Origin of the sequence: Mastigocladopsis repens PCC 10914 (assembly GCF_000315565.1) — a bacterium.
Taxonomy (GTDB): domain Bacteria; phylum Cyanobacteriota; class Cyanobacteriia; order Cyanobacteriales; family Nostocaceae; genus Mastigocladopsis; species Mastigocladopsis repens.
In genome coordinates this window covers 3,589,078-3,612,380 of sequence record NZ_JH992901.1, presented here as the reverse complement: position 1 = coordinate 3,612,380, position 23,303 = coordinate 3,589,078, and the positions used below count along the sequence as shown (strand labels likewise).

Sequence of the window (23,303 nt, the reverse complement as noted above, 5' to 3'; positions counted from 1 at the left end):
CACCTGGGTATAAAACTGCTCAAAAAGCTCTCAATCGTTTCATTGTTGAACTGACCCGTTCAGTTTAGATGTTTTGGGAATTCGCCAACGGTATCAGATTGGTGTTTCTCCACCAGACAACTCGCATCACCAAAAAGAAATACCTGATGAACAGGGGGGTCGAATGTTGTGAATCAGACAAACGATACATCAGAATAAGTATTTTGTGACTGCGGTCGGGCAGCCCGTGGTAGTAAAACAGATGCTTGTGGAGGGGAATCTGTCGGGGTCAGTGCCTGTGGGAGAGTTTTTAACTCGTTATACCACAGTGGGCTAGAAAAACCTGTTGAAGCAAGAATCTCCCTTCACAGGCGAAGCCTTGAAGGTAAGAGTGTCAATAAGAGATGCCCATGATGCAGGAAAACACCAAAAAAGGTTATTCCTACATCTTCCCAACAATCAGCAATCGTGACTCATCGTTAGTCACAGATGCATAATAGTAATTTTATTAACTGTTAAATGAGATATAATCAGTATATACTCTGAAAATAGTCAGCAGTGCTAAATTGCAGTTATGCAGAAAATTGCCTGCACAGCTAGTTTTTATCTGACCTGGAGCCTTTCGTCGCGGTTGTAGTGATACACAACTCCAGAAATTGCAGATAACAACAACCACGACAGAACATTCAATCGAAAATCGAATAGGCTAACGTCTGCTGTATTGAATAGCACCCAACCTACAAAAACTATCAGATAACTGAAAAATATCAACTTATCTTCTGCCTCCTCCACATATTTGGACTTTTGCAATAGTTGGACACCCGCAACAAATATCCAACCGAGTAAGCCACAAAATAGAAAAGCAGTAGGAAGCCCCGTTTCAGCCAATAGCATCAAAAACAAGTTATGCGGATGTCCCAACTGAATGTGCATCTGTACTTCATAAAGAGAAGTAAAATTGCGTAAACCCCAGCCAGTCCAAGGACGCTGCTGAGTCAAAGACAAAGCAAATTGCCACTGTGTTTTACGGAGTAACGCTATTGGTCTATCGGGATACAGTTGGTCGTTTAAACGTGCCCAAAAGAAAGCAGGAACAACCCTACGAAACAATTGTGCAATTGGCGAAGGAGCAAAAGCAGCCAAAAGCACACTAGCAGAAACACCAGCCACACTAGCCACAAGAATTCGCCAGCCTTCGTAAAATGCATAGGCTAAACAGGCAAAAATAGCAATTGCCCAAGCGTTACGTGAATTGGTCAAAATTAATGCTACGAAATTGGCAATGACCGCCACTGTGAGGAAGAGGAAGGGGAGGTGGAGGAAGTGGGCGAAGTGGGGGGAGTGGTGGGGGTGGTGGGAGTAAATACTTCCTCCTCCCCCTCGTCCCTTTGTCTGTTTGTCCTCTCGTCCCCTTTTCCCCTCCTCTCCTTGTCTCCTTATTAATCGGTAGCTTTCCACCCACAACCCTAATGCCAGGATGAAAACTATCATCAGATAACCAGCCAAGGTGTTAGCGTGCATGAATATGGAAGCCATGCGACCTAGTGGTTCTCCACCAGGTTCTATATCCCATTCCACTACAAACCCCAAAACTCTTAACTTAAAAGACCAGTCCAAAAACAACTGCCCAAATCCCAGAATCACGACTGGCAGGGAACTTAGTACCATAATCCAAGACATTTGCCGCAATTGTGCAGATGTCTGAATCAACCTGCTGAAAGCAGCGAATAATAAAAAAAACGGTAAGAAATTAAATAAACCCAGGAAAGCTGCTATTTTGTCATAGGCAAAGCTGGCAGTAATAATCAGCAAGAAACTAAGGAGAGCAAAGCCCCAGTTAAGGGGGCGGCGGATAATTGTACGGTATTGAGCAATCCAAGTTCCTAATAATGCCAAAACCATACCCACAGCCCCGATAAACGGACTCAATGGGAAGATAAGCAGCCCCAGTTGGGCGTAGTTCCAAAAGGATTGCAAACCAGGGTTGGGATGGTGAAAAGGTCTTTTCAAGCAGGCTCCCAAAATTCGGTGCGGGTGAGACGAATTTGAGCTAAGGTAAAAATCGTAGGTATAATCCGACCGTAGTTAGTGGCGATCGCTCTCCACCCTAAATCCGCAAAAAACCAAGTCCACATCACTGGTCCTAAAACGGCAAACACACTGCGAGCGACTCCATACCGAGCTGCGCTGACAGTCATACCCCGCTTTGCCATCTGCAAAGATATATAGTTTTGAAACTGATTTGCAGCGACTTCAGAACCTTGAATCGCCGCTTGTTGGGCAACTTGATATGCAGCAAAGTGCGTTGCAAATTGACGGGCAATTTGTTTGAGCAATAGTGGCTGGACGATAGAGGTGACAGCGAGGGCGCTACCACCTTTGAAAAGTAACGCCAAAGGGTCTTGTTGCAATGAAAGTGGTAGCGGTTCTGTTAATTCTGCTTTGGCTAGCTGACGCTGTATCCGCACAGTCAATTTTTGCTTATCCTTTGCCGGCAATTTTCTCCATACGTGTCCTAGCAAATGCAAAAACACCTCTGCTTCTAAATCAACGGTGGTCAGTTGATGAGAATAAGGTATTTTCAAATACTTACACACTTGAATCAGCGCTTGCCGGTAAGTCACCTGACTAGTGCGTCCCCGTAATACCGTTATCCCATCTGCTGCCAAAAAGCGAAAGCGCTGCTCTAGCGCATCTAGCCACGCTTTGCGACCTTGGCTTTGCACTTCTATAGGTTCTGGCGTGTGAACATAATCTAGGGGATTAAACTTGCGACTAAACAGAATTGCCGTTAAATCTTGCAATTCATCTTCAGTTGCCAGCTCTAGTGCCGCCCTTAGTTCATCCAATTTCCCTTCCTCCGTTCTATGCAGCTTTTTCTGTACCTTATTCTACTATTAGCTTTCTGGACTCATGAGTAGCCAACGACCTGTTTTTGTAGTACAAAGTAGCGCTACTTTTGCCCAGAGTTGTGACTAAACCCAGGATTTACATCCAGCAGGACAGTGTTATGTTACAACGTGCGGCCCAGTCTCTGCTGCTTGTTTGCCTGAATATTCCCCAATAGATGCAAGTCCATGAATGGCGCTGTGCCTTTCTTCTCCATCGTTGGCAGGAAGTTTGTTTACCTACCTGCCAACACTTCCATATGTGCTTAGTACAGCTTTGCATTAATTCGTGGCGTTTTAATTTGTACTAAGTGCTTTAGCACTCTTCGTGCTGACTACGAACTATATGCATCATCTTCATTTCGTTACCAACTTTTGCAATCCTGTACTTACTGGGACTGGTTAAAGCAATTTTTAGAATTCCCAAAAAGTTTCATAAAAATTCTGGAATGCCGTCATTACGATTTGTATCCATAACTGTTTTAATGTGGCTAAAATACAACGCAACCCAATGGGAGATTGCACTGTTGGGGGCGGGAGTCGTAGTGAATTAATCTCTGCCAAGGATTAAAATTTTACAGTTATGGCAGCATTGAAAGCTTCTCCTCAACTCAAATTCCTCAGCTTTTTTCAAAAGCTCGACCCTATATCCAAGTTCATCTTTATTTGCCTGGGGTTTGCCAGCATAAGCTTAGTTGCACTAACCACCTGGAGAGTTGTAGGGCGTTTGACACCTCCTCAACTTATTCTCGCAGCAGGCGACCCAGAAGGGGAGAGTTATATTATCAGCGAAGCGATTGAAAAGGTTGTAGAACGCAGATCCAATATCAAAATTACAGTCATATCCACTGGCGGTACAGCAGATAGCCTCAAAATGTTGGAAGAAGGTGGTGCACACTTAGCAGCAGCTCAAGCAGACGTTGCCTCTGAGGAAATGGATGTATCAGCTGGTGACGAGGCTAAATCATCAAAGCCTGGAGGCGCAGACGCCTCAATCAGAACCGTGGCTATTTTGTATAAAGAAAACGACTCGGGAAGCAATAGAACGCGAAAAACAACTTGTTGAGCAACAAACAGAACAGAAGCAAAGAGAACTTTCTGCAAGATACATTAAGGCAATAGTTGAACTGCTGCGTGATAACAAACAAAGCAGAGATTTACTTCAACAAAAGATAGACAAAACTCTCAAAGAAGTTGCAGAAAAACTGATTTTAGAAGAAATTTCTCAAGAATCATTCCGAACTTTTATTGAAGCTTACAAAACCACAAGAGATGCCATTGAACGGAATTAGTCATTTGGTAGTTAGTAGTGGATAGTTGGTAGTGGGTAGCTGATAGTTGTTAAAAGAACTACAAACTACTAACCCTATGGCTGACGCCACGCCTTACGGCGAACGGGTATGCCTGCGGCACGTCTGCGACGTTAGCGGAAGCTCCTCCGCAGGAGGCACACCAGTTACCTGCGGAGGGTTTCCCTCCCGCAGTACTGGTTCACCACTAACTACTAACGACTCTCAAGCTGAACCTACCGCTTCTATCGCTGCTTCCAAGGCTATTGCTACGTGTGTCCAGTGGGTTCCGCCTTGGCAATACACCACGTAAGGTTCCCGCACTGGACCATCGGCTGAAAATTCAGAGGTACTCCCCTCAATAAACGTCCCGCCAGCCATAACGACCTTACTTTCATAACCTGGCATTTCATCGGGGATGGGGTCGAGGTAGGAACCGATGGGTGAATGCTGTTGAATTGCCCGACAAAAAGCGATAAGCTTTTGGGCAGAACCCAGTTTAATTGCCTGAATGACATCCCGACGCTTGGCAAATGGCGATGGATTGACTGGATAACCCAGTTTGTCAAATACATAACCAGTAAGGTGAGTTCCTTTCATAGCCTCTCCTACCATTTGCGGGGCGAGAAACAGTCCTTGGAACAGCAGGCGATTTTGGTCAAAAGTCGCACCTCCATAACTGCCAATTCCTGGTGCAGTGAGACGACAAGCGGCGGCTTCTACCAAGTCAGCCCGACCGGCAACATAACCGCCTGCGGTGACAATGGTGCCACCAGGGTTTTTAATCAATGACCCCGCAATTAAATCAGCGCCAACGTGAGTTGGTTCTTGAGTCTCAATGAATTCACCGTAGCAGTTATCGACAAAGCAAATGGTGTTGGGGTTTTGCTGTTTGACGAAGTGGATAATTTTTTCAATTTCGGCAATTGATAGGCTAGGACGCCAAGAATAGCCACAGGAACGCTGAATCAGTACTAAACTAGTAGTGTCCTCTATCGCACGGCTTAAAGCTTGCCAATTTACTGTTCCTTCTTCAGTCAGATCCAATTGTCGATATCGAATGCCAAACTCAAGGAGTGATCCTTGACCTTTACCTCTTAATCCGATTACTTCTTCAAGGGTGTCGTAGGGTGCGCCTACCACCGCCAGTATTTCATCACCGGGACGAAGAACGCCGAATAAGGCACAAGCAATGGCGTGGGTTCCAGAAACGAACTGCACGCGCACTGCCGCCGCTTCAGCGCCCATTACTTCAGCGAATACTTTGTCTAAAGTTTCTCGCCCTAAATCGTCGTGTCCATATCCTGAGACACCTGCGAAATGGTATGCACCCACACGATAATGACGAAAGGCATCTAACACTTTTTGGAGATTTTGCTTGACCTGAGCGTCAATACCAGAAAAAATCTGTAACAGTGCTTGTTCTGCTTCGTGCAGCTGTCTCAAGCTGTTCATTAGTTCCTCATTCACAAAAAAATATCAATTTGCGGATTAATGGCGTCATGCGCCACGCTAATTGTGAAGCACACGCTTCACGAATGCGAACGGATCACGCAGATTAGGCTGAACAATTCCTATTCAGGTTACTGCATGACAATTGCTACCTCAACCAAACGCCAAATCAACTGGGTTAATACCCTATTTTTCGCCTTTTTGCATATCGGAGCTTTATTTGCCTTGCTTCCCAGTAACTTTAGCTGGAAAGCAGTGGCTGTTGCTTTGTTTCTCTACTGGCTGACTGGCGGCTTAGGGATTACTCTGGGATTTCACCGCCTTGTAACCCACCGCAGTTTTCAAACTCCTAAATGGCTGGAGTATTCTCTCATGTTTTGCGGAACCCTCGCCTGCCAAGGGGGACCAATCGAGTGGATAGGGACACACCGCATACATCATTTACACTCCGATCAAGACGCTGACCCGCATGATTCCAATAAGGGCTTTTGGTGGAGTCATATAGGTTGGTTGATTTATAGCAAATCAGAAGATTTGGAAATTCCTCGCTTTACTAAAGACATTGAAGATGATCCAGTTTATCAGTTTTTAGAAAAAAATATGATTCTTATCCAGCTTGCCTTGGGTGTAGTTCTTCTGCTCCTGGGTGGCTGGTCTTTCGTTGTCTGGGGAATTTTTGTTCGCATTGTTTTTGTCTACCACTGTACCTGGTTGGTTAACAGTGCCACCCATAAATTTGGCTATCGTAGCCATGAATCAGGTGATCACTCAACTAACTGCTGGTGGGTAGCCCTACTGGTGTTTGGTGAAGGTTGGCACAATAACCACCACGCCTATCAATATTCAGCTCGTCACGGGCTGGAATGGTGGGAACTTGACCTCACCTGGATGACGATTCAACTACTGCAAACACTTGGTTTAGCGACAAATGTGAAGCTGGCAGATAAAAAGCAATAAGCACTCAGTAGTTAGCAGTCCTTACAGTGTCAGATTTTACATTTTGTAGACGCCCAGAGGGGGCTTCCCAAAGGGTATTTTGAATTGCTTGTGCTCCCCCGCGTCTAAACTACTACTCAAGCATCGGCGGGGGTTAATTCCGGGTGTGCTAGAGTGCCTAAGATTGCTATAATCCAAAACGCTAATGTTACAAAAGTTTGTGACAAGCTACTTTTTTAATGACTAGGTAGTGAGGTTTGTTTGTCTTTTCAGGTATTCATGACTACATCAACAATCAAAAGCCAAAAGCTAGCTGATGACTTTGGGAATTCCGATCTGAAGCTAAAAGATATTATCAAAACCTTGCCACAGGAATGTTTTCAGCAGAATCGCCACAAAGCTTGGGCAAAAGTGCTGACCAGTGTCTTGATGGTGTGCCTGGGCTACTTGAGCTTGATAATTGCTCCTTGGTTTCTTTTGCCCCTGGCTTGGATTTTTACCGGTACTGCTTTGACCGGTTTTTTTGTGATCGGGCATGATTGCGGTCATCGTTCATTTGCCAAACGCCGTTGGGTAAACGATTTAGTGGGTCATTTAATGATGATGCCGTTGATTTACCCGTTCCACAGTTGGCGCATTGGGCATAATTATCATCACACTCATACCAATAAGCTGGACGAGGACAACGCTTGGCATCCAATTAGAACAGAGGTGTTTGAAAGTTGGGGAAAAATCGGGCGCTCAAGTTTTGAGGGGTTCATGCGAAACCGATTGTGGTGGATAGGCTCAATCATGCATTGGGCAGTTGTACACTTCGATTGGTCTAAATTCCGCGAAAAAGACCAATCAAGCGTGAAGCTTTCTGTGGCTGTCGTCGTGCTTTTTGCGGCGATCGCTTTCCCCATCCTCATCGCTACGACTGGTCTGTGGGGATTTGTCAAATTTTGGCTGATACCCTGGTTAGTTTACCATTTTTGGATGAGTACCTTTACTTATGTTCACCATACGGCTCCAGAGATTCCTTTTGTGGCAGAATCTAAGTGGAATGCTGTCTTAGCACAGTTATCTGGCACGGTTCACTGCGATTACCCCCGTTGGATAGAATTCCTTTGCCACGATATCAATGTCCACGTTCCCCATCACATTTCTACCGCCATTCCTTCTTATAACTTGCGCTTTGCTCATCGCAGTTTGCGAGAGAATTGGGGCGCTTATCTATATCCTGAATGTCGGTTTTCTTGGTCTTTGATGAAGCGAATTACAGACCAGTGTCACCTGTATATCACTGATACTGGCTATCAGTCTTTCAACGACTATCACGCGGGGCGATAAACCAAGACGGTGTGGATAGTGGGAATTTTTGATAACTACCTACTACCTACTAACGTGAAATACCACTCCTTTTAGGGGGTGGTATGAGCTTAAAAAACTTCCAATTTATATCCAACAACACAATAAAGTGCAATCTAACACCATCAAGTTAAATAATCCTCAAGGTGACTATGAGTTATCTGAGGATACAACCAAACTCCCCTTTACCCTTGGTGATTTGAAAGCTGCAATCCCATCTGAATGCTTTCAGCCCAATGTCGGAAAATCGCTATTTTACTTTTTTCGGGACATTCTGATTATCGGTCTGCTTTATGCAGTTGCTCATTACCTAGATTCTTGGTTTTTTTGGCCTATTTTCTGGGTCATGCAAGGAACGATGTTTTGGGCTTTGTTTGTAGTCGGACATGATTGCGGACACCAATCTTTTTCTAAGAAGAAATGGCTTAATGATTTGATTGGGCATTTGTCCCACACGCCGATTCTCGTTCCTTATCATGGTTGGCGAATCAGCCATAGAACCCACCACCTAAATACTGGCAACATCGATAATGATGAAAGCTGGTATCCTGTGAGTGAATCACAGTACAAGGCGATGCCTTTGGAGCAAAAGATAGGCCGATATTATTTGTTCCTATTGGCTTATCCGGTGTATTTGTTTAAGCGGAGTCCTAATAAGGAAGGCTCTCACTTTTCCCCTAGCAGCCCACTTTTCAAACCATCCGAGAAATGGGATGTGATCACAAGCACTATACTCTGTACTTGCATGGTAGGTTTGCTATTGTTTCTCACCTATCAATGGGGTTGGATGTGGTTGCTCAAATACTATGCTGGACCCTACATTGTGTTTGTCATTTGGCTAGATTTGGTGACATTTTTGCACCATACTGAGCCAGATATCCCTTGGTATCGTGGGGAAGATTGGACTTTCCTCAAAGGTGCGATTTCCACCATTGACCACGATTACGGTTTTATCAATCACATACATCATGATATCGGTACTCATGTTGCTCACCATATATTCCTAAATATCCCTCACTACAATTTGAAGAAGGCAACTGAGGCGATTAAACCAATTATGGGGGATTACTTCCGCAAATCCGAGAAACCAATTTTGACTGCATTATGGCACTCTTGCACCAGTTGTTATTTTGTACCGGATACTGGAAGCAAGGTTTACTACACATCCAATAAGAAATTAGCAAAAGACGAGTAGGAACTTAAAATGTAGAGACGCGCGATGGCGCGTCTCTACAACTTTTAAAACCGTCCGTTTCCCTGAACAATATGTTTGACGGTAGTCAGGCTTTCTAAACTAATCAATCCGCGTCGATGACCTTTTTGATTGGACATCCCTAGAAAGACTGAGTCTCCTCGGGACGGATTCCGAGAAAAACGCGGGGAAGCGTTGATGTAGCTAGAGGCGCTGTTAACTCCTAAGGCAAACTGCCGACTTTCCTGGTAAGATTCGGTCACAATACAGTCGGCATGACCACTGCTGTAACGATTAATCCAGGCTATTGCAGCCTCTAGACTATGCACCAGTTTAAAAGCAACTGTCTTGGTTAAATAAGCGCTTTCCCATTCTCCATCCTTGACAAGCTGTAACTGAGGAAAGGCTTCTACCAGTTCGGCATCTCCCTTAATTTCAAAGCCCTTTTCCTTTAAGCTATTCAACAACGTCAGTAACGATGATGGCAAGGCTTGTCGGTGAATTAGCACTTTTTCAATTGCGTTCACTGGGTCTGGTTCGCTTTGATGGCTATCTATAATTACCCACCTCACCATTTCCAAACTGCCATTTGGCGACCAGTAGAGGTAACAGTTGCCCATAGCTGATTTGAGAACTGGGGAAGTGGAATGTCTGACGACCTGCTGTACTAAGCTGGAACGTCCGTAGGGAATGATTAAATTCAAGCACTGGTCTTGTGTGACTAAGTCCCGAATGGCAATTCCATGTTCTGCTGATATGAGCTGTAAGCAAGATGCTGGTAAACCAACTTCACTCACAGCAGATAGGAGTGCGTTAGCGATCGCCGCGTTAGAATGACTAGCTTCCGTACCACCTTTAAGGATCAGACTGTTGCCAGTTTTGATACACAACCCCGCTGCAATCGCTCCCAACTCCGGAAACGCCTCATAAATAAACGCAATCACTCCCAAAGGCATTAATTGGGTGTACGTTTGAGAGTCTTCTAGTTGATAGTCACCGTGTCTGACTCGCCGCAGCGGATCTGATAACTCCCCTAGCCGTTGCAGAATGTCTACTGCCATCTCTAGCCGTTTTGGAGTCAGCTTCAGCCAATCCAGAATTAAATCTGGCACTGCCATTTCCCGACTCGCTTCTAAATCCAAAGTGTTGGCTTCTAGAATGTCGTCAAATGAACGCCTAATTGCTTGTGCCATCTCCAACACGGCACGACTTCTGTCTGCTCCTTTTGTGCTTCCCAACTTTAGGGAAGCTTGATGAGCGCGTCTAGCGCTTGCAATTGGTTCAGGGTTAACATCAAAAGCATCCACTGTCATTCAGTTATCGTCTGTAGGTAAGCCAGACCATCAGTGCTGGCAGAATAGCCAACAGTACCGCCACCATTGCCCAAGCAATAATGCTGTAACCACTTGCCAATCGCAGTGCTAATGGTAACCATATAATCACTAGCACGAAAATAATGCCAAGTGCTACGGGCAAATAGCTTTCTCCTAACCGAGGATGGACAACTTGCCAAATACTCCCTGTCCAGCGCCAAGCTCGCTTGTAGGGGTAGGTGGTGGAAAGTTGCTCCAGCACATGACCATTATCTTCCACCACGAAAATTTGCTGACAGCGATCGCAACCAAATGCTTCTGTCAGGGTAATCGGAATTAACCGCCCCCGCCGACGACAGGGACACGGGTATTCGCTATTGAAGTCAATTTTATCTGCTTTTTGAGGTTGCACAAGCGAACTTTTTACTTGAGCGTGTTTGTCCTAAGCTAGTGAGAATAGCATCCCTTCGTTTATGTCTTTGGGGCTGGCTACCCTCCCATGACCTTCTTTTATAACATTAGCCAGTTTGGGTTACCCTTTGTCCCCAGACATATTTTTTCTAAATTCAGTGGCAAATCAACTTTGGCACTGAAAGATATTGAAATTTATTCGATCATTTTAACTTTGAAGTATGTGGTCTGAAATAACAAAACTTTTTATTTTCAGCTTTTCTACTTCACTTTTTCTTTCGTCACCCTTTACAAGGGGTAGTGCATCTTACAAAAAAGTAGTTAGCTACACTTAAATATTATTATGAATGATGAATTTTGCAATTTTGCGAGACTAATAACCCCACTTCCTTACAAAAAAACCATATATATTTTTTCTTCTCAAGCGGGTAACGCGATTCGAACGCGCGACATTCACCTTGGCAAGGTGACGCTCTACCACTGAGCTATACCCGCAACATTCACGTATATCTAATATGCCAGATGAGCCGTTGTTTGTCAACACCTTTTTGGTGAGTGGTTAGTTGGTAGTTGGTAGTTGATAGTTGTTTTTCACTACTAACCACTCACCACTAACTACTCACCACGATCTCTTGACTATTCTACTGGCAACTCACCAACGCTGGCGCTTTTGAGCGATGCTGGTGAGAGAGAATTGCCAGAAAATGGCTCGGCGAGGTTAGAACGCAATTTCCGCATGAGGCTAGCCATTTCCAAAGCACTCATGGCGTACTCCCAGCCAAGATTGCTTTTAATGCCAGATCGTTCTAATGCTTGCTGCATGGTATCTGTCGTTAAAACGCCAAAAACCACAGGTACACCTGTTTGAAAAGCAGCGGCAGCAATGCCCTTGGCTACCTCAGAAGATACGTAGTCAAAATGAGGCGTTTGCCCTCGGATAACAGCACCCAGACAAATGACCGCATCATAACGACCGGAAACTGCCAATTGGCGGGCCACAACTGGAACTTCAAAACTGCCTGGTACCCAAACATAGTCTACTTGAGAGCCGTGAGGATTGACATCAACACCGTGGCGTTTCAAGCAATCTTGACACCCCTCCAGCAGCTTGGTGGTGACGAGGTCATTGAATCGACCAATAACCAATGCAAACCGCAAAGGTTCTGTCTGAGTAAAAGTTCCCTCGAAAACTGCCATAACCGCCTCTCAATCATGTATACTTCTTGCCAATATACATTTCTTCTCCAAACAATAAAGTATAAGAGCAGAGGAATCAACAGACGCGGTTAAATGGAGACGCGGGGAAACGCTGTCTCACCGCGTCTATGCTATCAAAGAAGCAGTCACTTAGACTACAAAAAAGCTTAACGCACCAACTAAAAACACTAAGCCAATCCAAGCTCCTGAACCAATCCACAGGAGCCTTCTAGATTCATTCCAGTTTTGTGGAGTGGCATAAGCAACAGGAACGCCAACCACCAAGACAAAAGACAGCACAACCAAAGCTAATAAAGCAACTTGGAATACAATCGTCATCTTCCCTTCTCCCAAAACAGCAAATCAGTTAATAAAAATAGAATATTGTACAGGTCAACACTGACAGTTTTTCCTTATTTGTTAAGCTAGCAGAAATTGACACACTTTAGTCATTTATCCTTCGCTAATGACTAATGACTATTAAAACAGTGACCAGTGAACAGTGAACAGTGACCAGGTTTGACGCAGGGGATTTAGACCCCAAGTCAAACGTACCATCTTTGATGGGGGTCTCTTTCCTGCCGCTAAAAACTGGTAACTGGTAACTGGTAACTGCAAAAGATGACTATGGACTTAATTCTGTGCCATACAACAGCTGATTTTGACTCGTTAGGAGCAGCGGTAGGGCTGTCACGCCTGTTACCTGGAAGCAAGATTGTGCTGAGTGGCGGAACTCATCCACCCGTACGAGATTTTTTGGCGCTCCATCGGGATGAGTATCAGCTGATTGAACGGCGTTCGGTCAATCCAAAGGAAATTCGTTCCTTAAATGTGGTGGACACACAACAGCGCGATCGCTTGGGTAAGGCTGGTGAATGGTTAGATTTACTCCACATTAAAGAAATTATCATTTATGACCATCACCAAGAACAACTTGGGGATATTCCCGCTACAGAGGTACACATTTCCCCTGTTGGAGCCACAACAACTCTCATCGTCGAGAAATTGCAAAAACAACAAATTTCCTTGACAACGGCAGAAGCAACCGTGATGGCTTTGGGTATCCATGTGGATACTGGGTCTCTGACATTTGACTATGCCACACCACGGGACGCCCTAGCCTTGGCTTGGTTAATGCAACAAGGGGCAAGTTTGTCGGTCGTGAACCAGTACGTTGACCCTGGTCTTTCTCCTCAGTTGCAGCAGCTATTAAAGGTAGCACTGGAAAAACTACAAAATATATATGTTAGGGGATATAAAATTGCTTGGGTCACTCTGAAAACAGATAAATTTGTGCCTGGGTTATCGAGTCTCGCGTCGCAGTTGGTAGAGTTAACAGAAATAGATGCGTTACTGCTTTTTCATGAATATCCTCTGACAGAAGGTGAATCACGCTTAATAGTGATTGGAAGATCACAAATTCAAGGCATTAATCTTAACGAATTATTCCAACCACTAGGTGGCGGTGGTCATTCCCAAGCAGCGGCGCTGAACTTGAGAGGCGTAGATTCTCAGGAAATCTTAAACCAACTCCTTGAGGAGATAAAAGTAACAATTCCTCACCCACCTACCGCCAGAGACTTGATGTCTTCCCCAGTCCGCACGATTCGTCCAGAAACCACAATTGCAGAAGCACAGCGTATTTTACTGCGTTATGGGCACTCTGGTTTATGTGTAGCCGATGCCCTTGGGCAACTGCTAGGTATTATTTCCCGACGGGATTTAGATATTGCTCTGCATCATGGCTTCAGTCATGCTCCAGCCAAGGGCTACATGACAGTCAATATGAAGATAATTACCCCAGATACGACACTGCCAGAAATTGAGTCGTTGATGGTGACATACGATATCGGACGCTTGCCAGTATTGGAAAATGGGCAGTTGGTGGGAATTGTTACCCGTACTGATGTTTTGCGGGAATTACATCAAGAAGAGGAGAGGGGAAGAGGGGGAGAGAGGGGGAGAGGGGAAGGCGGAGAAAAAAATCTTAATTTTCCCTCCTTAGAGGAATTAAATTCACGCCTTGCACCCCAATTATGGCAATTGTTGACTAAAGCATCGCAAGAAGCAGAAAAACGCGGTTGGCATCTTTACCTTGTTGGGGGAGCAGTACGTGACTTGCTCTTAGCTGAAGAAGCCTCTGGCACTTTGATGAAAGATATTGACCTAGTGGTTGATGGCTTTCACAGAGGAGCGGATGTGGGTGCTGGTGTGGAACTGGCAAAGGCACTACAGCAACTTTACCCAAGCGCACGTCTAGAAATTCACGGGGCTTTTCAAACTGCGGCTTTGCTGTGGCACAAAGACCTAGAATTAGATTCTTTGTGGGTGGATATTGCGACTGCCAGAACAGAATTCTATCCTTACCCGGCGGCAAATCCTGAAGTTGAGGCGAGTTCGATTCGTCAAGACCTGTATCGCAGAGATTTTACCATCAACGCAATGGCACTGCGGCTAACGTCTCCCCGCGCTGGTGAATTACTCGATTTTTTTGGTGGGTTGCTAGATTTACAGGCGAAACAAATTCGGGTTTTACACGCTAACAGCTTTATTGAAGACCCGACCCGCATTTATCGCGGTGTGCGCTTTGCCGTGCGCTTGGGATTTCACTTGGAGGCTCAAACACAAGAGTATATCCGCTACGCTATCAACAGCGGCGTTTACGATCGCACCACCCGAGAAAATAGCAAAACCCCGGCACTGCAAACTCGACTGAAAGCAGAATTGAAGCTTATCCTGGAAGCTCCTTATTGGAAACAAGCCTTGCAGTTACTTGGAAATTTGGGGGCGTTGCAGTGTATCCATCCCACCCTGAAGCTAAATGAGGAACTTCTGCGGCAATTGCGTTTGTTAGAGCGCTCTTTACGGCGGTTTGACTCCCAGCAAACCCTAATCCACTGGCAAATACGTTTGGAAGCTCTCATTGCCCACTTGGCACCAGAATACCGAGGGCAAGTGGCAAGAAATCTGCAATTGTCGGAGGACAGTATCAACAGGTTGGAACTAATAGCACAGGCGCTAGCGAATGTCAATAGCCTCATCTCCAGCCCCTCTGGGCAAGCAGAGAGGGGAGTGGATGAGGTACGTCCTAGTCAGGTGGTGCAGTTATTGCGCCAGTACGACGTCCCACTGCTGATCTTGATAGCTGTGCAAAGTCCACGACCAATTAGGCGCAAGATTTGGCAATATTTGACTGTTTGGTCAAGAGTTCAGCCTATCCTAAATGGGAATGATTTAAGGAAACTAGGGTATAAACCAGGACCACAGTATCGGCAAATGCTCGATCATTTGCTGGCGGTGACGTTGGATGGAGTGATTTCCAATAGAGAGCAGGCGGAGGAGTTTTTAGCCAAACATTATCCTCGCTAATGGCAATATTTTATGAAAATTGCATAGCAAGTACTAAGATTTCTTTCCAATTTCATATACAGCCCTAGGAAAAGAAGAGCAAACTTTACAATGACTACTGGAAACAAAATTAACATCATTAAGTGAGGTCAGGTCTATGATCCGCGCCTACGCAGCTTTTCAACGAGGTGAAGAACTGAAGCCCTTTGAGTACGATCCGGGACCACTTGGCAGTGAGGATGTGGAAATTAATGTAGAATACTGCGGTATATGCCACAGCGACCTCAGTATGCTCAAGAATGATTGGGGAATGACTCAGTATCCCCTTGTTCCAGGACATGAAGTGGTTGGCACGATTGCAAGCGTTGGCAGTGCGGTTAAGAAACTTCAAGTAGGACAGCGGGTTGGACTGGGTTGGAATTCGCGATCATGTATGACTTGTGAGTGGTGTATGTCCGGCAACCATAATCTCTGCTTAACAGCCGAGGGTACTATTGTTGGTCGTTATGGTGGCTTTGCCGACAAGGTACGTGCTCACGAGGCTTGGATTGTGCCTTTACCTGAGGGAATTGACCCTGTGACTGCTGGACCTTTATTTTGCGGTGGGATCACAGTTTTTAATCCGATAGTGCAGTTTGATGTCAAACCAACTGACCGGGTTGGTGTGATTGGTATTGGCGGATTAGGTCATATGGCATTGAAATTTCTTCATGCATGGGGTTGTGATGTGACTGCATTCTCCACTAGCCCTGATAAGGAAGCAGAAGCAAGAGAACTTGGTGCAAATCACTTTATCAATTCCCGCGACCCAAATGCACTTAAATCAGTGGAAAATTCTTTCGATTTAATTCTCTCAACCGTCAACGCCGATTTAGATTGGAGTACTTACATTGCCTGCTTACGTCCAAAAGGACGATTACACTTTGTTGGCGTGGTTCCTAACCCGGTTAGCAGCCTTGTTTTCCCATTAATAGTGGGTCAGAAGTCAATTTCTGGTAGTCCGCTTGGTAGTCCCGCTACAGTCGCCCAAATGCTGGATTTTGCTGCTCGCCATAAGATTGAGCCAGTCATTGAAACCTTCGGGTTTAATGAAGTGAATGAGGCATTAGAACACCTCCATAGTGGGAAAGCACGGTATCGGCTGGTGCTGAAACACTAAATTCTTAAGAAAGGCAACGGATTATGTAGCTTATGTAACGGATAAATTAACCGTTCCCACAGTTACTCTATCCGTTACATCGGTTATTTGATCAAAAACAAGGGTAAATACTCGGATTTTTAGAGTTCGCTACATTTTACAGCTATCATCCTCACTTTTCGGTAACAGAAACCAACTATTTTGTAAAAAAAATACATACTAATTATGAGATCCACATCTGTGCTGCACAAAAGCCAAGCACTTTAGCATAAGCACCCAAGCATCAGGGCAAGTTATAATTTTTTTGCGGATCTAACGTAACAAAAATTTATGAGTAACCCCCTTTTACAAGCCTTTTTCGTCGGGAGAGCAACTGCTGAAATCCTCACCGAGAGGTTGGAGTTCGCCTTGACTGATGCTTTGAGCGAACTCGGCAAATGGGATGCTGAAGCTAGAGAGCAAATGCGCTCGTTTACAGAAGAAGTCATGGAGCGGGCAAATCGAGCAGCAGAAGCTGCCGGTGCTGCTCAAACGACAGGCTATGGAGAACCTAGTTCAGCATCAGTTGATGTACAAGCCATGATTGATGAACTGCGAGCCGAAATCGCCACATTGCGAACAGAATTACAACGCTATCGCAGTGGTAATTCTCTGTAGAGATGCAACAAAGGCGCGCGTCTGTGCAACCCTATAAACAAATAGTTTTGGAATCAGAGTGTCTTTTCTTCCCACTGACTCGGTCAAAAACCAGCGGTACGCAAAGCATATGGAAAAAGGTTATACAAATAAGGCATACCGTTGGAATCGCGAAAACTACTCTCGTAGACGGCGCTTTTTGGACATTTGGTCGTTTGTCTTGACTTTATTGTTCAAGCTTTGGCGGTATAACAAATCCTGGAGTTACCCAGGAGGAGTTACCGAAGCCAAACAAGCTGCTCGACGTAAGGCTCAAGCAGTATGGATTCGCAACACCCTGCTAGATTTAGGACCAACCTTTATCAAAGTTGGGCAATTGTTCTCTACTCGTGCTGATATCTTCCCTAGCGAATATGTAGAAGAACTTGCCAAGTTACAAGATAAAGTGCCTGCATTTAGCTATGAGCAGGTAGAAGCGATTATTGAACAAGAACTAGCCAAGAAAATCCCCCAACTCTACCAAAGTTTTGAACCCATACCCTTAGCTGCTGCGAGCTTAGGGCAAGTACATAAAGCTGTGCTGCATTCCGGGGAAGCAGTTGTTGTCAAAGTACAACGCCCCGGACTCAGGAAGCTATTTGAAATTGATTTACAAATTCTCAAGGGTATTACTCGTTATTTCCAAAACCATCCCAAATGGGGACGGGGGCGAGATTGGCTGGGCATTTATGAAGAGTGTTGTCGCATTCTTTGGGAAGAAATTGATTATCTCAATGAAGGTCGCAACGCTGATACTTTTCGCCGCAATTTTCGCGCCCACGACTGGGTAAGAGTACCGCGCGTCTACTGGCGTTACACTTCATCACGGGTGTTGACGCTGGAGTATGCTCCTGGTATAAAAATTAGCCAATATGAAGCTATAGAAGCAGCAGGTTTAGATAGGAAAGTGATTGCCCGTCAGGGTGCCGAAGCTTACCTGCATCAGCTACTCAATGATGGCTTTTTCCATGCTGACCCCCACCCAGGCAATATTGCTGTCAGTCCAACTGGTGCTTTGATCTTCTATGATTTTGGCATGATGGGGCGCATTAAGACCAATGTGCGTGAAGGACTGATGGAAACGCTGTTTGGCATTGCTTCAAAAGACGGTGAACGGGTTGTCAGGTCTCTAGTTGATTTGGGGGCGCTTGCGCCAGCAGATGATATGGGACCTGTGCGGCGTTCTGTCCAGTATATGCTGGATCATTTCATGGATAAGCCTTTTGAAAACCAATCGGTAGCTGCTATTAGTGACGACTTGTACGAAATAGCGTATAATCAGCCTTTTAGATTTCCAGCGACCTTCACTTTCGTGATGCGAGCCTTCTCGACACTTGAAGGTGTCGGGAAAGGGTTAGATCCAGAATTTAACTTTATGGAAGTTGCTAAACCATATGCCATGCAAATTATGACCAATGTAAATGGTTCTGAGGGCAATACCTTTCTCAATGAATTGAGCCGCCAAGCAGTTCAGGTCAGCAGCACTGCATTAGGACTACCACGCAGGCTAGAAGACACACTAGACAAGCTAGAACGGGGAGATGTGCGCGTGCGTGTCAGGTCAACAGAAACAGAACGCCTGCTGCGACGGCAAAGCAGTGTTCAGCTAGGAATGACTTACGCTGTAATTGTGAGTGGTTTTACGCTTTCAGCCACGATTTTATTGGTTAACGAATATGTATGGTTGGCTATGCTCGCCCTTTTAATCGCAGCCGCAGTATCCGGCTTGCTGATTCGACTACTTATGCGCCTTGACCGTTCCGACCGTATGTATTAAATCTTTTAGAAAGTATATGAAACTTAATTTCACCGGGGTTAGTGATCCGGGACTTATTCGTTCTAATAATCAGGATGCTTACTACATTGACCCAGAGGGGCGTTTCTTCATTGTTGCCGATGGTATGGGTGGTCATGCAGGAGGCGAACAAGCAAGCTATATTGCGACTGGGCAAATTCATGCATACTTGGATGCCAATTGGAATTCTCCTAAGCCTTCTGAGCAGTTATTAGAAGAAGCTTTGTTACAAGCCAATCAAGGAATTTTGCTAGATCAGCAAAATCATCCTGAACGCTCGGACATGGGGACAACGATTGTGGTGGTCATTTTTCGCTCAAAAGAGCCGCCTTTGTGCGCTCACGTTGGTGACTCAAGGCTGTACCGCTTTCGGGATTCCCAATTAGAGCAACTCACACAAGACCATACTTGGGTAGCACGCGCTCTTAAAATAGGTGAAATTACACCAGAAGAATCCCGAATTCATCCTTTTCGTCATGTCTTATCCCGCTGTTTGGGGCGTGAAGACCTAAATCACATTGATGTGCAACACCTAGACGTGAAAGCGGGCGATCGCCTACTGTTATGCAGTGATGGTTTAACAGAAGAACTAGCTGACCAGAAGATTGCTTACTATCTCAAAGAAATCCCCTTGGTGGAAAAGACTGCTCTATCTCTGGTTGAAGCTGCGAAAGAGCATGGTGGACACGATAACATCACAGTCGTCATTGTCGCACTGGAGTAGGGAACTGGTTACAGATGATAGGCTATAGGTTTTTGGTTTGAGAGTATGAGGGACAAATTTTTCCCTGTTCTGTGTCTACCAGACCTTCTCAAAATTTGTTCAGATTGAGCATTTTTCCTGTTTACAATTTGATACATATACTTCTAACCTCCAAAGTTTCTAACTTAGGAGGCTAATTACTCTATTTTGTGTAATTGACATCTTGCACGCACTAAGGTAGGACGAATATAATTCACTCTTACCTACCTTAAATACTCCAAGAAGAAAGGGTCTAGGGGACAGGGACGCAAAATTCGGCGTCTATAAGGTCTTTGTGGATGTAAAATTCACTACATTTCCTACCTAAAACCTCAGCCCAATTTCAAACAGGGGAAAGGAGTATCAGCCAACTAAAAGGGCATCAAAACCTATATTTTCCCGAAATCTGCTGCAACAGACTTGGGGTCTATATCAGTTGGCTGAGAAATTAGATGTGTCAAGCAAAAAATTACCCATTAGGGTATGGGCAATCTGTCAAACAATTGTTATCTTTCGTAATACGGAGGTACAAATGTTTTGGATAAATAAAATCCCAGCTATTAACCCTATTGGTCTTGTGAAACCTATATCACCTTTACTTTTTGTTTTTAGGAGTCAATTATGAACCAACCAATCGAACTGAGCCTTGAACAACAATTCAGCATCCGCTCCTTTGCTACTCAAGTGCAGAACATGAGTCATGACCAAGCTAAAGACTTTTTAGTCAAGCTCTATGAACAGATGGTCGTGCGGGAAGCCACTTATAAGGAGCTTCTCAAGCACCAATGGGGCCTAGATTCTGGTTCCAGTTGGGCATAGAGGTTGATCGCCGCAGTGGGCGACCTCCTTCTCTTGCTCGGTTCCAGGGAGGAAAGGAGCTGGGGATGCCGGGGCGTCAACTACAATGAGCAATCCCGATTAAATAATTCACCATAGACAACTCATTTAACCAAATGAATTGGCTGTATGCTCTATGTCGTTAGAATTGACATTGAGTGTGAGTAACTCTGTGCATTCGCAAAACTGTTGCTTTGTCGCAGAAAGCGTTACACATAGTACCCATGCCTGTTCTTTTAAAACAAGGCTTTACTCATAGAGCAAAGGTAATCTCAGCCATTAGTTTACTCAAATTTTGCTGCTTATATTATTTATATTTACATTTCTTATAACTTTATGAGCAATCACTTACATAATTTTTTAAAAAATTAATATAAATCCATGAGTAACACTGTACAACTTAGAAGGTTAGAAATTATATTCCCTCTAGCCGCAAAGGTCAAATGGGGAATCTGTCTCAAGTGCTTGTATCTTTGCCAAAATTTGAGGCTTAATTTTTTCGTACTCGGTTTTAAGTAAAGTTTTACTAGCATGGGGTTCAGCAGACGATTCCAGCTTATTGCTTATCGAAACCCACTGTTGCAGCCGCTGGCACTGTGCAGAGGCGATACTTGAAAGTAATACATGAACACAGGAAGTTGGTGTCTCTCGAGCGAAGAACAGTATACGGTAGAAACCTGTTTGTCCCAGTAAGCAAGTGATTTCTTGCCCAAAAGTTGTTTTCAGGTCGAGGTAGTATGGCAACCATTTGGCACCATGCCTGCGGTTATAAATGAGAGTCATCCACAGCAGCATGGGGTGAGGAGAAGTAATGAAAAGAAATTGGTTGTAGCGTGTACAAACCAAACGCTTTTGAATTTCTAAATGTGGTAGCATGACCCACAAAGCTGGTAAAACCTGCCCATTGGAACAGAGGGGACTGGGAAAAACAATATCAGCAATGGGTTTATTTGGGGGCCAACAAGCTTGCTTTGCAATTTCATCAACTAATCCAGAGGCTAGTATTACTGCCTTTGTCTTGTGTTCAACGTCTGCCTGTGCTGGAGGAAGGGCAGTAGAAGGCACATCAATGCTGGGCAAAGCTTTGCGTGTGCCATAACGCAGTTCTAGAGATGCCAGGATTTTGAGGATTTCGTCAGTACTTTGGGGTCGTGAGTTTGGTGTCTTGGCTAGACAACTCATAACTAAATTTTCTACCTCTTTCGGTAGTTGTAGATCGGGAGCAACCTCAGCGAAGCAACGCGGTTGTTGATAGTGGTGTACTTTATACCATGCTCCAAAAGAGTGAGTTGGCGCTAGCAGAGGAATTTTACCTGTAAGCATCTCAAACATCATCACTCCCAAACTATAAATATCAGAACGGTTATCTAATTCCTTGCCCTCCATTTGTTCAGGAGAAGAATAAACTAGAGTGCCTAAATAATAGTTAGTGCAATTGCTATCTGACTGTAGTAACTTAGCGATACCAAAATCTAAAACTTTGACTAATTCGCCAAAACTGGGGTCTGGAATGACCAGCATATTGCTCGGTTTAATGTCGCGGTGGATAATCGGGCAGATTTTGCCATCAACTGGGATACCATCATGAGCGCAGTGTAACCCCAAGCAAATTTGACGCACCATGCTCAAAAATCTTGGTAAAGACAGTTGCTGCTTGCGGATGACATCGCTGAGATTTGTTCCTTCCAGGTACTCCATAACGTAGTACGGAGTATTATTCTCGTCTACGCCATAGTCCATGACTCGGACAATGTGGATGCTTTTTTGCCCAAGTAAGGCACAGGTTTTCGCTTCTCGCTCAAAACGCTCCTGCACTCGTATTTTTTGATTTTGGATTGATATAGCAAGAAACTTAACAGCAACAGGTACGCCTCCCAACAAAATGTCCTTAGCACGATAAACCCTACCCATTGCTCCAGCACCAATTATTTGCTGAAGTTCGTAGCGTTTGCTCAGTATTCGACCAATGTTGAGGTCTGACATAGAAAAGTAGTGGGTAGTTGGTAAATGTTTAACACGTCCACAGAGATTTCTGCCTAACAGACAACTTGTTAGTGTTGTGGGTTAGAAATTAATACAACCGTGCGAGATGAGTATAGTCACTGGAAAATTTTGTACTATCGCGTACTTTTGTTCTTATTTAGTTTTCCCAAATTTCAGCAGGGAGATAACGTGGTGGATAGTGGATAAATGTTTTTTACAACTCACAACTACCAACTACCAACTATCAACTATCAACTAACTAAATTGATTGACGTTCTAAACTAGCTTCCATCGTACTGGTTAAAAAATGACCAGTTAAGATACCACTGGTGAGGTAGTAGATGTTATCAGAAATTCGGTGGAGAGTTTCAAAGCCACTACGACGTTGGGAATCGCTCAATCCCCAGTACCGCTGTACAATCGTTTCTGGACCAAGCCAGCCTTCTCCTTCCATTTGTCCCAAGAGATTATGCTGCAGTAGGAAAGCATACTGGCGCTCCCCACGATCTAGACGCCCTTTGTATTGCAAGGCAATTTCCGAGCGAACGCCATCGCTATCTGGAAATATGAGCTTGGTCGCCATAGTGAACCAATTATCCCGATTCCAAGCAATCAAGGTCATACCCTTGACGCTGATTGGCATACTATTACGTTCCAGCCAAGTTCCTTGTAGAGTCCAGCGTCCAGGTTCAATGAGAAAAGAGTGAGCCACCTTGTACGTTCCTTACCTTGCTTGAGTACCGCCTAGACTGCGGCAAATAAGTTAAGTACAGTATAG

The 23,303-nt window shown here is 44.7% G+C and carries 20 protein-coding genes and 1 tRNA gene; 11 read left to right on the top strand and 10 right to left on the bottom strand.

The features are described 5' to 3' along the window. Positions 1–582: 582 nt before the first annotated feature. Together MAS10914_RS0118285 and MAS10914_RS0118280 are read right to left on the bottom strand one after the other, a co-directional pair. A complete protein-coding gene (locus MAS10914_RS0118285; RefSeq protein WP_017317397.1) occupies positions 583–1,989 on the bottom strand; it encodes an O-antigen ligase family protein in 1,407 nt (468 codons plus the stop codon). Then, on the bottom strand, positions 1,986–2,828 hold the full coding sequence (locus MAS10914_RS0118280) for a YaaW family protein (protein ID WP_017317396.1): 843 nt from the start codon (positions 2,826–2,828) through the stop codon (positions 1,986–1,988). Before MAS10914_RS0118280 ends, MAS10914_RS0118285 begins: the two co-directional genes overlap by 4 nt. Before the next feature lie 622 nt (positions 2,829–3,450). On the opposite strand from MAS10914_RS0118280, the gene MAS10914_RS0118275 reads away from it, so the two are divergent. Then, entirely contained in the window at positions 3,451–3,933 is a 483-nt protein-coding gene (locus tag MAS10914_RS0118275) for a TAXI family TRAP transporter solute-binding subunit (protein WP_017317395.1), read from the top strand. Further along, positions 3,818–4,159 carry a hypothetical protein gene (locus tag MAS10914_RS35680; protein ID WP_232224289.1) on the top strand — a complete coding sequence of 114 codons (342 nt, stop codon included), beginning with the start codon at positions 3,818–3,820 and terminating at the stop codon, positions 4,157–4,159. The genes MAS10914_RS0118275 and MAS10914_RS35680 overlap by 116 nt, the downstream gene beginning before the upstream one ends. A gap of 222 nt (positions 4,160–4,381) precedes the next feature. On the opposite strand, the gene MAS10914_RS0118270 is transcribed toward MAS10914_RS35680, so the two are convergent. Continuing rightward, on the bottom strand, positions 4,382–5,611 hold the full coding sequence (locus MAS10914_RS0118270) for a methionine gamma-lyase family protein (protein ID WP_017317394.1): 1,230 nt from the start codon (positions 5,609–5,611) through the stop codon (positions 4,382–4,384). 135 nt (positions 5,612–5,746) lie between these two features. Here MAS10914_RS0118270 and MAS10914_RS0118265 point away from each other — a divergent pair, with 135 nt between their 5' ends. The 3 genes from MAS10914_RS0118265 to MAS10914_RS0118255 all read left to right on the top strand — a co-directional run bounded on the left by MAS10914_RS0118265 (position 5,747) and on the right by MAS10914_RS0118255 (position 9,089). Further along, positions 5,747–6,565: an acyl-CoA desaturase gene (locus MAS10914_RS0118265; protein ID WP_017317393.1), complete on the top strand. Its 819-nt coding sequence runs from the start codon at positions 5,747–5,749 to the stop codon at positions 6,563–6,565. A 258-nt stretch (positions 6,566–6,823) separates the two neighbouring features. Then, positions 6,824–7,876 (top strand): fatty acid desaturase, encoded by a 1,053-nt coding sequence (locus MAS10914_RS0118260; protein ID WP_017317392.1) that lies wholly within the window; start codon positions 6,824–6,826, stop codon positions 7,874–7,876. 127 nt (positions 7,877–8,003) lie between these two features. Then, complete coding sequence (locus MAS10914_RS0118255) at positions 8,004–9,089, top strand: fatty acid desaturase (protein WP_017317391.1); 1,086 nt, start codon at positions 8,004–8,006, stop codon at positions 9,087–9,089. A gap of 44 nt (positions 9,090–9,133) precedes the next feature. Here MAS10914_RS0118255 and MAS10914_RS0118250 read toward each other — a convergent pair whose 3' ends face one another. The 5 genes from MAS10914_RS0118250 to psbZ all read right to left on the bottom strand — a co-directional run bounded on the left by MAS10914_RS0118250 (position 9,134) and on the right by psbZ (position 12,346). Then, positions 9,134–10,399: a glutamate-5-semialdehyde dehydrogenase gene (locus MAS10914_RS0118250; RefSeq protein ID WP_017317390.1), complete on the bottom strand. Its 1,266-nt coding sequence runs from the start codon at positions 10,397–10,399 to the stop codon at positions 9,134–9,136. Positions 10,400–10,403: 4 nt separating this feature from the next. Continuing rightward, the gene (locus MAS10914_RS0118245) at positions 10,404–10,811 is read right to left on the bottom strand and encodes a hypothetical protein (RefSeq protein ID WP_017317389.1); all 408 of its coding nucleotides are present in this window, start codon (positions 10,809–10,811) and stop codon (positions 10,404–10,406) included. Between the two features lie 422 nt (positions 10,812–11,233). Then, positions 11,234–11,305, bottom strand: a tRNA-Gly gene (locus MAS10914_RS0118235). 141 nt (positions 11,306–11,446) lie between these two features. Beyond that, positions 11,447–12,007 carry a 6,7-dimethyl-8-ribityllumazine synthase gene (gene ribH, locus MAS10914_RS0118230; RefSeq protein ID WP_017317387.1) on the bottom strand — a complete coding sequence of 187 codons (561 nt, stop codon included), beginning with the start codon at positions 12,005–12,007 and terminating at the stop codon, positions 11,447–11,449. 150 nt (positions 12,008–12,157) lie between these two features. Then, positions 12,158–12,346 (bottom strand): photosystem II reaction center protein PsbZ, encoded by a 189-nt coding sequence (gene psbZ, locus MAS10914_RS0118225; RefSeq protein WP_017317386.1) that lies wholly within the window; start codon positions 12,344–12,346, stop codon positions 12,158–12,160. A gap of 288 nt (positions 12,347–12,634) precedes the next feature. Between psbZ and MAS10914_RS0118220 the strand changes: the two genes are divergently transcribed. From MAS10914_RS0118220 to MAS10914_RS0118195, 6 genes are all read left to right on the top strand, one after another. After that, positions 12,635–15,376, top strand: coding sequence for a CBS domain-containing protein (locus MAS10914_RS0118220; protein ID WP_017317385.1), 2,742 nt, complete (start codon positions 12,635–12,637; stop codon positions 15,374–15,376). A gap of 136 nt (positions 15,377–15,512) precedes the next feature. Beyond that, positions 15,513–16,514 carry an NADPH-dependent aldehyde reductase Ahr gene (ahr, locus tag MAS10914_RS0118215; RefSeq protein ID WP_017317384.1) on the top strand — a complete coding sequence of 334 codons (1,002 nt, stop codon included), beginning with the start codon at positions 15,513–15,515 and terminating at the stop codon, positions 16,512–16,514. A gap of 309 nt (positions 16,515–16,823) precedes the next feature. Next, positions 16,824–17,150 carry a DUF6825 family protein gene (locus tag MAS10914_RS0118210; RefSeq protein WP_017317383.1) on the top strand — a complete coding sequence of 109 codons (327 nt, stop codon included), beginning with the start codon at positions 16,824–16,826 and terminating at the stop codon, positions 17,148–17,150. Between the two features lie 109 nt (positions 17,151–17,259). Continuing rightward, on the top strand, positions 17,260–18,945 hold the full coding sequence (locus MAS10914_RS0118205) for an ABC1 kinase family protein (protein WP_026082643.1): 1,686 nt from the start codon (positions 17,260–17,262) through the stop codon (positions 18,943–18,945). A gap of 16 nt (positions 18,946–18,961) precedes the next feature. Continuing rightward, positions 18,962–19,687, top strand: coding sequence for a Stp1/IreP family PP2C-type Ser/Thr phosphatase (locus MAS10914_RS0118200; protein WP_017317381.1), 726 nt, complete (start codon positions 18,962–18,964; stop codon positions 19,685–19,687). A gap of 639 nt (positions 19,688–20,326) precedes the next feature. Further along, positions 20,327–20,524 carry an NblA/ycf18 family protein gene (locus MAS10914_RS0118195; RefSeq protein WP_017317380.1) on the top strand — a complete coding sequence of 66 codons (198 nt, stop codon included), beginning with the start codon at positions 20,327–20,329 and terminating at the stop codon, positions 20,522–20,524. A 444-nt stretch (positions 20,525–20,968) separates the two neighbouring features. On the opposite strand, the gene MAS10914_RS0118190 is transcribed toward MAS10914_RS0118195, so the two are convergent. After that, positions 20,969–22,525 carry a serine/threonine protein kinase gene (locus MAS10914_RS0118190; RefSeq protein ID WP_017317379.1) on the bottom strand — a complete coding sequence of 519 codons (1,557 nt, stop codon included), beginning with the start codon at positions 22,523–22,525 and terminating at the stop codon, positions 20,969–20,971. Positions 22,526–22,784: 259 nt separating this feature from the next. After that, positions 22,785–23,237, bottom strand: a complete 453-nt coding sequence (locus MAS10914_RS0118185; protein WP_017317378.1) for a hypothetical protein — start codon at positions 23,235–23,237, stop codon at positions 22,785–22,787. Between the last annotated feature and the right edge of the window lie 66 nt (positions 23,238–23,303).

Bases quoted from the DNA above. Each gene is read 5' to 3' on its own strand.
- MAS10914_RS0118275 (WP_017317395.1), top strand. From the start codon at position 3,451: ATGGCAGCATTGAAAGCTTCTCCTCAACTCAAATTCCTCAGCTTTTTT.
- MAS10914_RS0118270 (WP_017317394.1), bottom strand. From the start codon at position 5,611: ATGAACAGCTTGAGACAGCTGCACGAAGCAGAACAAGCACTGTTACAG.
- MAS10914_RS0118265 (WP_017317393.1), top strand. From the start codon at position 5,747: ATGACAATTGCTACCTCAACCAAACGCCAAATCAACTGGGTTAATACC.
- MAS10914_RS0118260 (WP_017317392.1), top strand. From the start codon at position 6,824: ATGACTACATCAACAATCAAAAGCCAAAAGCTAGCTGATGACTTTGGG.
- MAS10914_RS0118250 (WP_017317390.1), bottom strand. From the start codon at position 10,399: ATGACAGTGGATGCTTTTGATGTTAACCCTGAACCAATTGCAAGCGCT.
- ribH (WP_017317387.1), bottom strand. From the start codon at position 12,007: ATGGCAGTTTTCGAGGGAACTTTTACTCAGACAGAACCTTTGCGGTTT.
- psbZ (WP_017317386.1), bottom strand. From the start codon at position 12,346: ATGACGATTGTATTCCAAGTTGCTTTATTAGCTTTGGTTGTGCTGTCT.
- MAS10914_RS0118220 (WP_017317385.1), top strand. From the start codon at position 12,635: ATGGACTTAATTCTGTGCCATACAACAGCTGATTTTGACTCGTTAGGA.
- ahr (WP_017317384.1), top strand. From the start codon at position 15,513: ATGATCCGCGCCTACGCAGCTTTTCAACGAGGTGAAGAACTGAAGCCC.
- MAS10914_RS0118210 (WP_017317383.1), top strand. From the start codon at position 16,824: ATGAGTAACCCCCTTTTACAAGCCTTTTTCGTCGGGAGAGCAACTGCT.
- MAS10914_RS0118205 (WP_026082643.1), top strand. From the start codon at position 17,260: ATGGAAAAAGGTTATACAAATAAGGCATACCGTTGGAATCGCGAAAAC.
- MAS10914_RS0118200 (WP_017317381.1), top strand. From the start codon at position 18,962: ATGAAACTTAATTTCACCGGGGTTAGTGATCCGGGACTTATTCGTTCT.
- MAS10914_RS0118195 (WP_017317380.1), top strand. From the start codon at position 20,327: ATGAACCAACCAATCGAACTGAGCCTTGAACAACAATTCAGCATCCGC.
- MAS10914_RS0118190 (WP_017317379.1), bottom strand. From the start codon at position 22,525: ATGTCAGACCTCAACATTGGTCGAATACTGAGCAAACGCTACGAACTT.